At 41.7% G+C, this 14084-nt stretch carries 15 protein-coding genes; 8 read left to right on the forward strand and 7 right to left on the reverse strand.

Annotation, left to right across the window (positions count from 1 at the left end; all coding sequences use genetic code 11):
• Positions 1-16 precede the first annotated feature (16 nt).
• On the reverse strand, positions 17-589 hold the full coding sequence (locus H6G14_RS17705) for a Uma2 family endonuclease (protein WP_190568654.1): 573 nt from the start codon (positions 587-589) through the stop codon (positions 17-19).
• Positions 590-714: 125 nt separating this feature from the next.
• Between H6G14_RS17705 and thiL the strand changes: the two genes are divergently transcribed.
• Positions 715-1713 carry a thiamine-phosphate kinase gene (gene thiL, locus H6G14_RS17710; RefSeq protein WP_190568655.1) on the forward strand — a complete coding sequence of 333 codons (999 nt, stop codon included), beginning with the start codon at positions 715-717 and terminating at the stop codon, positions 1711-1713.
• 77 nt (positions 1714-1790) lie between these two features.
• Here thiL and H6G14_RS17715 read toward each other — a convergent pair whose 3' ends face one another.
• Together H6G14_RS17715 and nadD are read right to left on the reverse strand one after the other, a co-directional pair.
• Positions 1791-2804 carry a type I glyceraldehyde-3-phosphate dehydrogenase gene (locus H6G14_RS17715; RefSeq protein WP_190568656.1) on the reverse strand — a complete coding sequence of 338 codons (1014 nt, stop codon included), beginning with the start codon at positions 2802-2804 and terminating at the stop codon, positions 1791-1793.
• A 116-nt stretch (positions 2805-2920) separates the two neighbouring features.
• On the reverse strand, positions 2921-3547 hold the full coding sequence (nadD, locus tag H6G14_RS17720) for a nicotinate (nicotinamide) nucleotide adenylyltransferase (RefSeq protein WP_190568657.1): 627 nt from the start codon (positions 3545-3547) through the stop codon (positions 2921-2923).
• A 151-nt stretch (positions 3548-3698) separates the two neighbouring features.
• Here nadD and H6G14_RS17725 point away from each other — a divergent pair, with 151 nt between their 5' ends.
• From H6G14_RS17725 to H6G14_RS17745, 5 genes are all read left to right on the forward strand, one after another.
• Positions 3699-3854 (forward strand): hypothetical protein, encoded by a 156-nt coding sequence (locus H6G14_RS17725; RefSeq protein WP_190568658.1) that lies wholly within the window; start codon positions 3699-3701, stop codon positions 3852-3854.
• Between the two features lie 99 nt (positions 3855-3953).
• Entirely contained in the window at positions 3954-5438 is a 1485-nt protein-coding gene (murC, locus tag H6G14_RS17730; protein WP_190568659.1) for a UDP-N-acetylmuramate--L-alanine ligase, read from the forward strand.
• Positions 5439-5558: 120 nt separating this feature from the next.
• On the forward strand, positions 5559-6554 hold the full coding sequence (gene murB / locus H6G14_RS17735; RefSeq protein WP_190568660.1) for a UDP-N-acetylmuramate dehydrogenase: 996 nt from the start codon (positions 5559-5561) through the stop codon (positions 6552-6554).
• Between the two features lie 184 nt (positions 6555-6738).
• Positions 6739-7086 (forward strand): YbaB/EbfC family nucleoid-associated protein, encoded by a 348-nt coding sequence (locus H6G14_RS17740; RefSeq protein ID WP_011319106.1) that lies wholly within the window; start codon positions 6739-6741, stop codon positions 7084-7086.
• 211 nt (positions 7087-7297) lie between these two features.
• On the forward strand, positions 7298-7783 hold the full coding sequence (locus H6G14_RS17745; protein WP_190568661.1) for a low molecular weight protein-tyrosine-phosphatase: 486 nt from the start codon (positions 7298-7300) through the stop codon (positions 7781-7783).
• Between the two features lie 26 nt (positions 7784-7809).
• Here H6G14_RS17745 and H6G14_RS17750 read toward each other — a convergent pair whose 3' ends face one another.
• Entirely contained in the window at positions 7810-8493 is a 684-nt protein-coding gene (locus tag H6G14_RS17750) for a response regulator transcription factor (RefSeq protein ID WP_190568662.1), read from the reverse strand.
• Positions 8494-9064: 571 nt separating this feature from the next.
• On the opposite strand from H6G14_RS17750, the gene smpB reads away from it, so the two are divergent.
• Both smpB and H6G14_RS17760 read left to right on the forward strand, forming a co-directional pair.
• Positions 9065-9532, forward strand: a complete 468-nt coding sequence (smpB, locus tag H6G14_RS17755; protein WP_190568663.1) for an SsrA-binding protein SmpB — start codon at positions 9065-9067, stop codon at positions 9530-9532.
• Positions 9533-9720: 188 nt separating this feature from the next.
• Positions 9721-10008 carry a WGxxGxxG family protein gene (locus H6G14_RS17760; RefSeq protein ID WP_190568664.1) on the forward strand — a complete coding sequence of 96 codons (288 nt, stop codon included), beginning with the start codon at positions 9721-9723 and terminating at the stop codon, positions 10006-10008.
• Positions 10009-10014: 6 nt separating this feature from the next.
• Here H6G14_RS17760 and H6G14_RS17765 read toward each other — a convergent pair whose 3' ends face one another.
• From H6G14_RS17765 to H6G14_RS17775, 3 genes are all read right to left on the reverse strand, one after another.
• Positions 10015-10158: a hypothetical protein gene (locus tag H6G14_RS17765; RefSeq protein WP_190568665.1), complete on the reverse strand. Its 144-nt coding sequence runs from the start codon at positions 10156-10158 to the stop codon at positions 10015-10017.
• Positions 10159-10172: 14 nt separating this feature from the next.
• Complete coding sequence (locus tag H6G14_RS17770; protein ID WP_190568666.1) at positions 10173-11600, reverse strand: IctB family putative bicarbonate transporter; 1428 nt, start codon at positions 11598-11600, stop codon at positions 10173-10175.
• Between the two features lie 167 nt (positions 11601-11767).
• The gene (locus H6G14_RS17775; RefSeq protein WP_190568667.1) at positions 11768-13324 is read right to left on the reverse strand and encodes a GAF domain-containing sensor histidine kinase; all 1557 of its coding nucleotides are present in this window, start codon (positions 13322-13324) and stop codon (positions 11768-11770) included.
• Positions 13325-14084 lie beyond the last annotated feature (760 nt).

Genomic DNA, 14084 nt, shown 5'->3' on the forward strand with positions numbered 1-14084 from the left:
CTCCCCTTTCTTCTTGCTAACCAAGATTTCCCGCAACCAATACCTGCTCAACAGAAATCTCTATTTCCCTAAAAGTCCGTGATAAAATTTTCTCGTCGCCTGTAAACACCGTCTCTTCGTAAAGTCCTTCTTCCAGCAGTAGCACAGAAATTTTTTTCTCTAACGGGTCTACAATCCAATATTCCAACACTTCAGCCGCCGCATATTCAGAACGCTTATAGCGATAGTCTCGTTTTACCGAATCTGGACTGACTACTTCGACAATCAGTAATGGCGATGACTCAAATACAGCTGACAAATTGAGCAATTCTTTGGCCTGTGCCTGCGTCACCACAGACAAATCAGTTAACCTAGATTTATTCCGCCCCGTTCTCACTCCAGTTTCCCGAAAACATAACCAAGGTAAACTCAAACGGCGAATTTCTGCTTTGAATAGAGTATCTAAAAAATCAACAATCAAGAAATGTTCAATCGTTGGGGGGTTCATTAATTCCAGCCTGCCATCCACCAGTTCATAGTGAAAACCACTGCCATCATCATAAATTAAGTACTCTTCAAAAGTAAGATTTGTGACTGGTGTAGCTACCATCCCAACAGACCCCTAGACGATACCATTCGATACTATTATCGTAACTTGAGAGAGTGGGGAACAAGGAAGGAGAAGAGCAGGGAAAAACTAATGACAACTGACAACTGACCAATGACCAATGACCAATGACCAAAGTTAAAGATATTGGCGAACAAGGACTATTGAAAATATTGCAGCGCTTTTGTCCACCAGAAATTATTGGTGATGATGCGGCGGTATTGGTAACACAACCAGAGCAATCTTTAGTTGTGACTACAGATATGCTGGTTGATGGGGTGCATTTTAGTGATGTCACCACTTCCCCAGAAGACGCAGGATGGCGTGCTGCGGCTGCGAATTTGTCAGATTTAGCGGCGATGGGTGCTACACCCTTGGGTATTACTATTGCGTTGGCTCTTCCTGGGGATTTGAGCGTGAGTTGGGTAGAACGCTTATACCAAGGAATTACAGAATGCCTACAACAATACAATACTCCTATTGTTGGTGGAGATGTGGTGCGATCGCCTATTGCCAGTTTGTCCATTACCGCTTTTGGTCAAGTCCACCCCAATAGGATTATCCGCCGTTCTACTGCTCAAGTTGGGAATGCGATCGCAGTTACAGGTGTTCACGGAGCCTCCCACGCGGGTTTAAAGTTGCTTCTAGACCCCAAAACGGGAAAAGACCTTACCCCCAAAGAAAAGGCGGCTTTAATTAAAGCCCACCAGCGTCCCCAGCCACGTTTAGATGTTCTTCCCTATCTCTGGCAAATCTCCCAATCTCCACTCCCTATCACCGGCATGGATAGCAGCGATGGTTTAGCAGATGCTGTACTACAAATTTGCCGAATCAGTGGTGTTGGTGCTGTTATGGAAAGCGACCAAATACCACTACCAGAAGCCTTCAAGCACTGGTTAACACCAGAACAAGCGTTGGATTATGCTTTATACGGTGGCGAAGATTTTGAACTAGTGTTGTGTTTACCACCAGACCTAGCAAAAACCTTAGTACAAAATTTAGGTCAAAGTGCAGCCATTATCGGCACCATTACATCAGATACCGACGTGATACTGCACCATCGAAACACAAAAATCCCTGACCAAGTACTCACTCTCAGTCAGGGATTTCAACATTTTAGTCACTAGGAGCAATTGCTAGTCGTCACTGGTTAATAATGTTAAACACAACTGACGACTGACAACTAACAATTTACAAAACTAACTTAAACCCATTTTTCAGCCACTAATTCTGCCAAGTCAAGAACGCGTTGGCTGTAACCCCATTCGTTGTCATACCAAGCCATAACTTTCACAAGATCGTTACCCATAACTAGGGTCAAGCTAGCGTCAACGATAGAGGAAGCGTCAGTTCCTTGATAATCAGACGATACCAATTGCAATTCACTGTAGTCCAAAATTCCTTTTAGTGGGCCTTCAGAAGCATCTTTGAGGGCTTGGTTTACTTCTTCAGTAATAGTACGCTTCTCAACCTGAACTACGAAATCTACCATTGAGACGTTCGGGGTAGGTACGCGCAAGGCAACGCCATTAAGCTTGCCTTTGAGTTCTGGGATGACTAGAGCCACTGCTTTCGCCGCACCGGTGGAGGTGGGGACGATGTTGATGGCTGCTGCTCTTGCCCGGCGTAAATCACGGTGAGAAGCATCTAATAAGCGCTGATCACCTGTGTAGCTGTGAGTTGTTGTCATGCTGCCTTTGATGATCCCAAATTTGTCGTTCAGAACCTTAGCAATGGGAGCTAGACAGTTGGTTGTACAACTAGCATTACTGATAATGTTGTGTAAGTTGTGATCGTAATCGTGATGATTTACACCCATTACGAAGGTACCATCCTCGTTTTTACCGGGGGCAGTGATCAACACTTTCTTAGCTCCAGCATTAATGTGCTTTGACGCACCTTCTTTGCTGACAAATACCCCAGTTGATTCGATAATTAAATCAATTTCCCATTCCTTCCAGGGCAAGTTTTCTGGATTGCGATCAGATACGCATTTAATGGTCTTACCGTTAACGGTGATAGAGTTATCATCAGCCGTAATGTCAACATTCTTTAACTTCCCAAGCATCGAGTCATACTTTAGGAGGTGAGCATTAGTTCTCGGATCTGATGTGTCGTTAACAGCTACAAGCTCGATATTACTATTTTCTCGTCCCAGCCAGCAGCGTGCAAAGTTACGCCCAATACGACCAAAACCGTTGATTGCGACTCTAATCACAGTGTCTTGCCCTCTGTATATATGCCTATAAGTTGATATCTTTGACCCCAATCATATCGCAAAGGGGGAGGGTATTTATAACCATAAAGTGTTAGATCCAAAAAAAAACACATATTTTATTCAGAATCTTCTGAATAAAGCTTGTGATCAGCGATGTAGGATCTCACATCTTCGGGAACTAAATAACGAATTGACTTCCCTACTCGATAAAGTTTACGAATTAAACTTGACGAAACTCCCACTAAGGGTATATGCAGTAAGTGCCAGTGAATAGTATTTGACTGTTTTTTCAATTGCTGCTTCACTTGCTTGCAGATTAACTCACTTTGAGCTATATTCTCACCACCTACTAATCGGGGTGCGATTAACCAATCACACATTGGTGCTAGTTCCTGCCCACGGTACCAACGAGGTAAAGTTTGGAAAGTATCCAAGCCTACTATCCAGTACCAGTGAGTATTCGGGAAACAAACAGATAAGTCAGTCAAAGTGTTAATCGCGTAAGAAACTCCTGAGCGATTTTTTTCCACTGAGGAAACAGTAAACGCTGGGTTATCTTGTGTAGCTAATTGCAGCATGGCTAGACGATGTCTAAAAGCAGATGCTTTCTTATGAGGAGGATTTAGTGATGGCACCCAAATTACTTTTTCTATTGGTATCTGCTGCAAAGCTGCCTCAGCTATGAGCAAATGTCCCCAATGAATCGGATCAAATGTGCCACCAAAAATTGCCAGGTGCTGCATAGTTATACCTTGGCTATCTGCAATTGAAAATGATTTTCATCACCAATATGAGATTTTAATAAATTCATGCCTTGGCTTGATGAAATATTAGAACAGGTTTCGCTACCAATGTAGTCATCATGTAGCCAACACCAGTAAGGAACCAGAAAATATGTATTTCACATTACAAGAATTTCTTTCCCGATATGACGAAAATTTACAGAATAATCATAGAAACAGTATAGAAATAGCAAAAACCTCTAACCAAGGTAAAATCATTCTCAATAATCTAAATCTCAGTAGAAATTCCTTAGAAATTCATTCCTGAAAAAGATATAGGAGTAGTTACAGTAAAAATCCAAATCCTGTTATGATACGCGTGTTATTTGTGATTGATGGTGTGGTGTGGTGATAAGAGGAGTAATCAATGAATAATAGTGTAGATTTCGGCGGTAGACCATTTCATTTTATCGGAATCGGCGGTATAGGGATGTCTGCCCTGGCATACGTTCTTGCAAAACGCCAGTTGCCAGTGTCAGGTTCTGACCTTCGTCCTAATCATATTACGCGCAAGTTGGCATCTATCGGCGCGCATATTTTTAGCAGACAAGAAGCAAGTAATCTTGAATTCTTTGGCTCTAAAGTTAGCTCTACTGAAATAGAATTAAATACACAAGAAATGTTTCCGGCTGGCAAGTCAACATTGCCTCAAGTAGTTTGTTCAACAGCCATTAACTCAAATAATTTAGAATACCAAGCAGCCATAGAATTGGGCTGCCCAATTCTACATCGTTCAGATGTACTAGCGGCTTTAATTAACGATTATCATAGTGTTGCTGTAGCAGGAACTCATGGCAAAACGACAACTAGTAGCATGATTGGTTATATGTTACTAGAAGCGGGTTTAGATCCGACAATTATTGTTGGCGGAGAAGTAAATGCTTGGGAAGGCAATGCCAGATTAGGTCAAAGTCCTTATTTAGTAGCTGAGGCAGACGAATCGGATGGCTCCCTAGTCAAACACGCTCCAGAAATTGGTATTATCACTAATATTGAATTAGATCATCCTGACCATTACGACACCTTAGAAGAAGTCGTTGATATCTTTCAAACATTTGCTAAAGGTTGTAGAACGCTAATTGGTAGTGTTGACTGTACAACAGTGCGCGAGTTGTTACGCACCGCCGCCAGCGATCGCCAACAACCAACTATCACTTATAGTCTTCATCAAGATACAGAAGCTGATTACACCGTTACTAATATTGACTGCCGTGCTGACGGTACCACTGCTTTAGTCTGGGAAAAAGGCAAAGCATTAGGTGTACTGAAACTAAAATTACTCAGTCGTCATAATCTAAGTAATGCTCTAGCCGCAGTAGCTGTTGGTCGTCTAGTGGGTCTAGAATTTGGGGAAATCGCCAAAGGTATCGCTGGTTTTGAAGGCGCAAGACGACGCTTTGAATTCCGTGGCGAAGTCGATGGTATTACCTTCATAGATGATTACGCCCATCACCCCAGCGAAATCCGGGCTACATTGGCTGCTGCGAGGCTTCAAGCTAGACCAGGACAAAGAGTGGTAGCTATCTTTCAACCCCACCGTTATAGTCGCACCTTGACCTTTTTAGAAGAATTCTCCGAATCTTTCGGCCATGCCGATTTGGTGGTGTTGACCGATATTTATAGTGCAGGGGAACCCAACTTAGGACTAATTAGTGGTGAACAGTTAGCAGAAAAAATTGCTCAAGAACACCCACAAGTAGTTTATCAACCAACTTTATCTACAGTGTGTGAGTATTTATTAAAAAATCTCCGCCCTGGTGACTTGGCTTTATTCCTGGGTGCTGGCAATTTAAATCAGGCAATTCCCGAAATTATTACCACACTGTGCGAACCTGCGACAGCCACATTGTGAGGATACTCACGAATAAAGGCTTTTATATACGCCAAGTGTTTACCTAGCAACAGTTTTATCGAAATTGCTGTAGTTTTACAGCAGATAAATGTAAAAATTTCACAATTAATTGATGTAAAGATGAAAATTTCCCAGGCAGTTGGAAACGCCTGTACAGTTCCTGCTTCCAATGTAGAAACACAGAATAACAATCCTTCAAGAGAAAGTAAGATTATTTACTTACCAGGTACTAATTGCGAGATTAAGTCTCAGGCTCTGTTATCCGCATTTACTTCTTATAGAGTCGGGGGCGCAGCTGAACTGTATGTTGCCCCTCGCAATATAGAAGCATTGCAAGCCAGTCTCAAATATGCACAAGAGCATAATTTAAGAGTAACAACTCTTGGCGCAGGTTCTAACTTGTTGGTGAGCGATCGCGGCATCTCTGGCTTGGTCATTGCTACTCGTCATCTACGCTACAATCATTTCGACCACCAAACCGGTCAAGTAACTGTAGCTGCTGGAGAATCAATTCCTAGCTTGGCGTGGGAAATAGCAAAACTGGGATGGCAAGGGTTTGAGTGGGCTGTAGGTATCCCTGGAACCGTTGGCGGTGCTGTGGTGATGAATGCCGGAGCGCATAACAGCTGTATCGCAGATATATTAGTTAGCGCTCAAGTACTTTCGCCTGATGGCACAATAGAAACACTCACTCCTGAAGAATTGGGTTATGCGTATCGTACTTCATTACTACAAGGTAGCAATCGCGTAGTTACCCAAGCCACCTTCCAACTGCAACCAGGCTTTGATCCTGCCTACGTCACAGCCACAACCAGACAACACAAGCAGATGCGGTTAACTACTCAACCTTACAACTTCCCCAGCTGTGGTAGTGTATTCCGCAACCCCAAACCTTATTCCGCAGGATGGTTAATCGAACAATCAGGATTAAAAGGCTATCAAATAGGTGGCGCACAAGTAGCGCACCTCCACGCTAATTTTATAGTTAATCGCGGAGGAGCCAAAGCTAACGATATCTTCTGCCTCATCCGCCATATCCAGCAGGAAGTCCAAGAACGCTGGTCAATTTTATTAGAGCCAGAAGTCAAAATGCTGGGTGAATTTCAGGCGGCGTGAGGAATGGGGTAATGCTGAGATAGGGCTATGGGAGTAATGCCAAGAAAAAAACATAGTTTTTGTTCTTGTCCTCCCATTTACCCCTCCCCAGTCCCTAAAGTTTTGGTAAAAAAAGAGGCAAACTGCCCACCACATCTATAATTGAATTTGATTTGTTATTCAACGCACACGCGGACTATCAATTATGACAGGAAAAGGACAAGGATTCGGCTTCGGCTTGGGAAAAATGAAAGAACTAGCCGAAGCTTTCAAAAAAGCGCAACAAGTTCAAGAAGGTGCAAAACGACTCCAAGAAGAGTTGGAGCAAATGGAAATTCTGGGAGAAGCTGGTGGTGGCCTAGTGAAGGTGATTGTCAGTGGCAACCAAGAACCAAAGCGAGTAGAAATTTCCCCGGATGCCTTAGCACAGGGGGCAGATTTACTTTCCGACTTGGTAACAGCTGCAATGAAAGATGCTTATATCAAGTCTACAGCCACAATGCGAGAACGTATGGAAGACTTAACCAGTGGGTTAGAACTACCTGGATTTTAGTCATTAGTCATTAGTCATTAGTCGATGGTCAATAGTCAACAAATTCGGAGACTATGGACTTTGGACTACTGACTTTTGACTTTGTCTGAGGTAATTTTTCTACTTTTATAGACTGTTATAATTATGAACCTGTTGGCGTTACTCTTTCCTGTGAAATGCTACGCGAATGCTCGCCAACTCGAAGATTACTAAGAATTACGAATTATTACTTATGCCTTACAAACTGCTGTTTGTCTGCTTAGGGAATATCTGTCGCTCACCATCGGCAGAAAATATTATGAACCATCTGATTGAGCAGGCAGGTTTGAGCGACAGTATCATTTGTGACTCGGCTGGTACTTCTAGCTATCACATTGGTAGTTCACCTGACCGACGGATGAGTGCTGCTGCTGTTGCGAAGTTAGGAATTAAATTGCGGGGACAGGCCAGACAATTTGTCAAATCTGACTTTCAAGAATTTGATCTCATTCTAGCTATGGATCGAGACAACTATGACAACATTATTGCCCTTGACCATACTGGACAGTATCACAACAAAGTCAGTTTAATGTGTGAGTTCTGTTCGCGCCATAACTTGAAGGAAGTGCCAGATCCTTACTATGGCGGAACAGAAGGGTTTAATCAGGTCATTGATTTGCTGGTTGATGCTTGTGAGGGTTTACTGCAACATATTACCAGCCAGCAACTAGAAGCATAACTAGCAACTCGAACTAGATACAGACGTTACTCTACTAAACCATGTGTAATGGCAAAACGTACCAGTTCTGCCCTATTGCTAGTAGCAGTTTTTCTCAGTAGACTACTAACGTACTTCTCTACGGTTCTGGGACTCAAGTGTAATTGATGCCCTATTTCGATATTAGACAAACCATGAGTCAACATTTCTAAGACTTCTTGCTCTCTTGGTGTTAAAGATGAGAGTAGGTGGGATTTTTCCACATGAGTGAATACAGAGTGATGACTCTCTACAATTTTGCTAGGGAGGGGGCTGCCTAAATTGTCTTTTTGAGAAAATCGGTATTCAGATTGTATGATTTGCGATCGCTCCAACAAATTACGAATCGCTGCTGCTAACTCTTCTAGTTCAAAAGGTTTAGGCAAGTATAAATCACATCCCGACTGATAACCAAGAATTCTTTCCTGGGTTCTCGTACGCGCTGTTAATAAAATTACAGGTAATAAACGGAATGGAGGTTGCTGACGAACTCGGCGCACTAACTCATAACCATTCATTCTTGGCATCACAATATCAGTCACGATTAAATCAGGATGGTATGCTTCCACCATAGTCAAAGCTTCTTGACCGTCATTAGCCGTAATTACTGAATAACCAGACAGTTCTAGATAATCACTAATAGACAGACGAGTGCCCAGATCGTCATCCACTACAAGGATCGTCAAGGGCATGGACAATACACCCCTAGCATTATTTTTTACTGAGATTATTTCTACAAGCTCCATCTATGAACACCCCTGAAATAGTGTTCTCATGTTTCATACTATGACAGGATTAGCAGCTAATGACGGGTCTAAAAGTAATTTATAAAGAAAATCTTAAATTATTTATCTGGCTAACTAACTTCAAAGTTGCTCTAGGCTCTAGTGAAAGAAAAGAGCAGTGAATTTTATAATTTTTCGCAAACAACTAAGGATAGATAACCATTCTTAAACAAAGTATACCTGAACACTAACTTTTATAACATCCATATTTGTAGAAATTTTTTCCATTCAAAGGGAGAAACGCTAAATTATATAGATATGAGCGAGATTTGGTTCAACGTTTATTATAGTGGGTTAATATACACTGCTTAATTCACTATAAGACTCCTGGTTGATTTTTGAATAGCCTGATCAAGGCTATTAATTGCTAATTCTCGACGATCAAGGGCTAAAAGCCAATATTTATAATTCATTTCGGACTTCCATAGCATACATTCAAACTATTTTTGCAGTCAGTTTAAAAGCGACCTAATTCTCAATGAGCGATAAGAGCGAAAGTTACAAAGTAATTACTGATAATCGACAAGCCCGTTACTTGTACGAAATTCTGGAAACTTTTGAAGCCGGCATTCAGTTGACGGGAACAGAGGTTAAGTCAATCCGTGCAGGAAAAGTAAATCTTCAAGATGGTTATGCTTTGCTTCGAGATGGTGAAGTATGGCTAATTAACGCCCATATCTCCCCCTATAACGCTAGTGGGCAGTATTTCAATCACGAACCACGCCGGACGCGTAAGCTATTATTACATCGTCAAGAAATTCGGAAGCTGATTGGCAAGGTAGAACAGCAGGGTTTGACATTAGTTCCCTTGAAAATGTACCTCAAACGTGGCTGGGTCAAAGTCAGTATTGCTCTCGGTAAGGGGAAAAAGCTCCACGATAAGCGAGAAAGCCTGAAACGTCGCCAAGACCAGCGTGATATTCAACGGGCAATGAAAAATTATTAGTTGTGATTGTTGCTCAATTACTCCACTGGAGTTAGACGGTGGGCAAAATCTCATCACCACTAATAGGATTGTTGTATGTCCCCAGGTGAGTTAAGCAAATACAGAGTTTATAGCCGCAGATTGATTCTGCTAAATTCAAGACTAGATAAAGTGGTGAGTAACTTTGGAAGCAACAAGGAACTCTCACCATGAAACGTGATTTCTCTAAAACTGTTGGCGCTGCTGTTCTCACTTTAAGTATGGCAACTTTGCCTTTGAGTTTACCAGCGAACGCTCAGGTACAGACTGCTCCTGGAACCGATGGCACTACAACCAGAACTTACGATCGCACCGCAGATCGTAACGACTTCGACTGGGGCTGGCTAGGCTTAATTGGTCTATTGGGTTTAGCTGGGTTAGCTGGTAAAAAGCGAGACGATGAGCCAACCCGCTATCGTGATCCCAGTGCGCCTGGTGCTAGCAGCTATCGGGAATAGATACAGCTATCTGGTGACTTTTATACATATAGGCACGGCGGGAGATAGCTTGCTGGCAGAAATTTCTGGTTGTGTTGATTGCTGAGTCAGAAATTTTCTCATATAAGCGATCGCCCAAGCCAGAGCATACCTTATCACACCGTGCCTCATTCTCTCCTCAATATTTAGTTGCTTGAGAGTTCTTCGTGAGATAAATTGAGGTCTTGACTTTGGCTTGTGGATAAAGGTGTCCAATAGCTAGCAATGAGAGCAACCATTAACCACCAGAGAGTATTAACTTCCGGACGAAACCAGATAGTATCTACCGTACCGTGAGCCAGCATTCCCAGCAACGTGGCTAAGGCACCAATTAACCAAAATCCTTGTACATTGGCAGATTGACGCAGTCGGCGCAGTTGAACGAATGCTGTATTAATGGTGACAATAATTAACCATAAAAAGCAAGCCAGACCAACAAAACCCATTTCCACAGCCACCTCTAGGAAGATGGAATAGGCACTCAAAGCACTATAACGAGGTCTTTGGTAAAGAGGGTAGACTTTATTAAAAGAATTATGACCAGGGCCAATACCGATAATTGGGCGATCGCGGATCATCTCAAAAACAGCATCCCACACATTGCGCCGGAAATTATTGCTGCTATCTTGGCGATCGGCAAAAATACTGAGAACTCGAAACCGGACTGGCTCGACAAATAACACCGCAATCAACAATAACCCTATCAAACTGCCCAAAAGTATAGGTAACGACCAGGTTCGCCAAAAAGGCGGCATTTGCACACCCCACCAATCAACTAGTAATGCCGTCGCCATTAAGACTGCTACCAAAAGACCAATCCAGCCGCCACGACTATAAGTAAAAATTAAGCAAGCAGTATTTACACACAGCATTGTGACAGCTAAAGATTTTCTTGCCCAGCCCTGCCAGACAAAAACTGCCATCAGGCTAAAAATCACCGCAGGTACTAAATAACCAGCCAACAAATTGGGATTGCCTAAATAACTGTAAACTCTTGTAGTTTTAGACAAGGTGGACTCTGGATCAACCCAAGTCGCCAGTGGGGGCGCACCAAAACGCCATTGTCGCATTCCATATATACTGACAACCAGTGATGCAGATAGGTAAAGGGTAATAATCCAAGACCTCAGACGCGGCGCTCTCAGCACCCTGGCACAAAGAGCAAATAGTAGCAAATACAAAGTCAAGGTTAACAAGTCAGTTAATGCTGCCTTCTTGACTGGTGATAAGGCTGTTGCTACACCAGCAATTCCCCAATAGAGCAACACCAACAGATGTATTGGAGTGACGAGGGAGTTATTGCTGGATGAAGGATCATCAGATAAAGTCAACAACAACCAAAAACCTACGCAAGCAATCAATAGCACACCAATGAGAGTGCTAGAGACAAAAGGAGCCAAAACATATATCAAGCTGAGTAACGCAGCCGCAATAATGTCTCCCCACTGAAGTAAGAAACTAGTTTGCCGCCAAGAAGATAACAGTCCCACCAGGAACCGATGTAAGTAACTTGTAGCTAGAAACTGTTTTAGAGGTAAAGAAGATAAAGTAAATCGTTGCCAGACTAAATTCATAAAACAAGCTGCGCTTGATTAGCCAGATCCTACTGAACTTGGACTTAATCATAATGCGGCTCATTATAAAAAGGTAATAACTCAAATTGCAAATTATTAATTCCTATCCATGCTGATCGAAGTTCAGCATTGGGTCAACAAAATGCAGTAGGAAATAGAAACCTTAATCAAATGTCACTAACTTCTGGAGTTTTTGCTACCTGTAACGGTAAATTCACTAAATAACGATGTCCTGATTCCCGTGAGCCTTGAATAGAAATTTGTCCACCATGCAATTCAGCTAACTGACAACTCAACAATAAACCCAAGCTTTCGCGGGACAAATTACTTTTACTTTTACTGGAATCACCATCAGGATTGACAGTCAAAAGATCAGAATAAGAATCAGCTAAGGATCGTAACTTTTCCAGTGTCATAGGTAAAGTTCTGGTTTCTTCCTTCGGTTCGGGAGGTACGCTGTACATAGCAGCATCACCAGCCAAATCCATAGCAGACAATGAATTGAGGCGGAAATATGGGTCAACATCAGTAATCCCATCTCCTAGCCAAGGGTGCGAAACCCAAACAGTAATATTCAGCGCATTTTCTTTATACGAGACATGAATACGTACAATACTGCCAGTAGCAGAAAACTGAATCACACTGAAAATTAGGTGATACAGCATTTGCCGAACTTTGTCTTTGTCTAGAGGCCAAATACGGCTACGTCCTGGTTCTATGGACAAGCGAATGTCTTGTTCACGACGATTAGCTGCTTCCTCTAAAGTATTAATAGCTTGTTGACACAGCATTTCAATATCTACAGGAGCGAGATTCAATACACTAGCCTTTTCATCTATTGCTCCTAGCTCGGTAATTTCATTCACTAAAGAAAGTAAATACCGACCACTGTGTTGAATTATATCCAGATATTCACGCTGCTTTGTTGTCAAAGGCCCATAAATCTCACGTCCCAACACACTTGCCATCCCTAATACTGATGTCAACGGTGTACGTAATTCTTGGGTAAGTTGTGCCAAAAGTTCTATTTTGACTTGCTTGGTTGAATGTGAGTCTTTTTCTACTTCTACATGAGGCAGAGTCAGCTTAGGCTCATCAGGCTCATCATGAGGTATGAACGTGGGCGAACTCCTAAAACTACTTTGCTCGGATTTTACCTGCATTAGTAGGCGATTGCGCTCAAATTCACTCATGCTCCAACGAGCAATAATTTGGAGAAATTCAACATCCCTATGTGTAAAATTGCGCGGAACTAAATCCATTACGGCTAATGCACCAAGGCAATTTCCCGTGGCATCAATTAAGGGTGCGCCCAGATAAGCACGAATACCATAATCTTGGATCAGCTTACCAGTTGCCAGTGCAGTATCCGTGACTTGTAATGTATCGTTAATGACAAGTATTTGATGACTATCTACTACTTGTGTGCAGAACGACTCCTGGCGTAACAACTGACGGCTCTGAGCCAGATGATTCATCAGTCCTAACCTAGATAAGCCTACCGCCGATTTGAACCAATGACGCTCTTGATCTATAAAACCCAAAATAGAAATTGGTGCTTCCAAAAAATGAGCCGCAGTTTGAGTTGCTTCCTCAAAAACCGGTATTGTTTCTGGTTGTCGCAAACCTAATTCTGACAATGCTTTGAGGCGTTGTTGTTCTCTTATATCCTGAGAAAACCAACCGTCCTTGAGGGCAAATAATTTGTTTTCCGGCTCCACCATTGCCACCACTACCTTAATAAATTTTCGATAATGTAATTTATATAACCACTTCAGCTGGGTTATGATTTCCTATCCTTAAGCATTCCCCAATTTGACTGCTGATAAACAAGCTGGGAATAAAATTTTTCTTCCCCTGATGAAAATCAGGTCAATGGTTGTGTATTATGTCCTATTAGTAAATATTAGGCGACAGTAGAATACCCTAAATATTTTTGGTGTTTTAAATCTGGGTTAGCGTTAGTTTATGATCCAAAAAGGGTATTATAGGAACTTAATAATTCAGTATTAAAAATATATTGATTTGACCATTTAGATATATTGTTATCAATAAATGTCTTATTAATTAAGACAGCCTGATAGCTTTTATAGTTTATCTGCTATGCAGATTTGATACCGGAGAATATTTTCAACAAAATTGCTATATTCTTATCCGTTTTTATTGAACATCATTAATTAGCTAATTAACCAATTTTGTTATTTATTGTTTACATAAAATTACCATTTACTTAATTTTCTTTATAATTCTTGACACATAAAGTAAAAATCTCAATTTTTTCGAATTTGAGTGAGGTTTAAAAAATAGATTTGATTGTAGTTATGGAAGGCGATCGCTCTATTTATCCTCTGTATTTTTCCTGTCACTAATTTATTTATAGGACTTACGCATTGACAAAATGGCAAAAGAGTGGATTGATAAAAAGTATCATCTACTCACTAGGTATCGAACAATCAGAGAAATCAGCAAACCCTCGACAGCACA

The organism is Nostoc parmelioides FACHB-3921 (genome assembly GCF_014696625.1).
Taxonomy (GTDB): Bacteria; Cyanobacteriota; Cyanobacteriia; order Cyanobacteriales; family Nostocaceae; genus Trichormus; species Trichormus parmelioides.

Excerpts from the sequence above, each read along its gene's own strand:
- murB (WP_190568660.1), top strand. The coding sequence starts at position 5,559 with ATGAAAATTTCCCAGGCAGTTGGAAACGCCTGTACAGTTCCTGCTTCC.
- smpB (WP_190568663.1), top strand. The coding sequence starts at position 9,065 with ATGAGCGATAAGAGCGAAAGTTACAAAGTAATTACTGATAATCGACAA.
- H6G14_RS17765 (WP_190568665.1), bottom strand. The coding sequence starts at position 10,158 with ATGAGGCACGGTGTGATAAGGTATGCTCTGGCTTGGGCGATCGCTTAT.
- H6G14_RS17775 (WP_190568667.1), bottom strand. The coding sequence starts at position 13,324 with ATGGTGGAGCCGGAAAACAAATTATTTGCCCTCAAGGACGGTTGGTTT.
- H6G14_RS17750 (WP_190568662.1), bottom strand. The coding sequence starts at position 8,493 with ATGCCCTTGACGATCCTTGTAGTGGATGACGATCTGGGCACTCGTCTG.
- H6G14_RS17725 (WP_190568658.1), top strand. The coding sequence starts at position 3,699 with ATGTATTTCACATTACAAGAATTTCTTTCCCGATATGACGAAAATTTA.
- H6G14_RS17770 (WP_190568666.1), bottom strand. The coding sequence starts at position 11,600 with ATGAATTTAGTCTGGCAACGATTTACTTTATCTTCTTTACCTCTAAAA.
- thiL (WP_190568655.1), top strand. The coding sequence starts at position 715 with ATGACCAAAGTTAAAGATATTGGCGAACAAGGACTATTGAAAATATTG.
- H6G14_RS17745 (WP_190568661.1), top strand. The coding sequence starts at position 7,298 with ATGCCTTACAAACTGCTGTTTGTCTGCTTAGGGAATATCTGTCGCTCA.
- H6G14_RS17760 (WP_190568664.1), top strand. The coding sequence starts at position 9,721 with ATGAAACGTGATTTCTCTAAAACTGTTGGCGCTGCTGTTCTCACTTTA.
- H6G14_RS17740 (WP_011319106.1), top strand. The coding sequence starts at position 6,739 with ATGACAGGAAAAGGACAAGGATTCGGCTTCGGCTTGGGAAAAATGAAA.
- murC (WP_190568659.1), top strand. The coding sequence starts at position 3,954 with ATGAATAATAGTGTAGATTTCGGCGGTAGACCATTTCATTTTATCGGA.
- nadD (WP_190568657.1), bottom strand. The coding sequence starts at position 3,547 with ATGCAGCACCTGGCAATTTTTGGTGGCACATTTGATCCGATTCATTGG.
- H6G14_RS17705 (WP_190568654.1), bottom strand. The coding sequence starts at position 589 with ATGGTAGCTACACCAGTCACAAATCTTACTTTTGAAGAGTACTTAATT.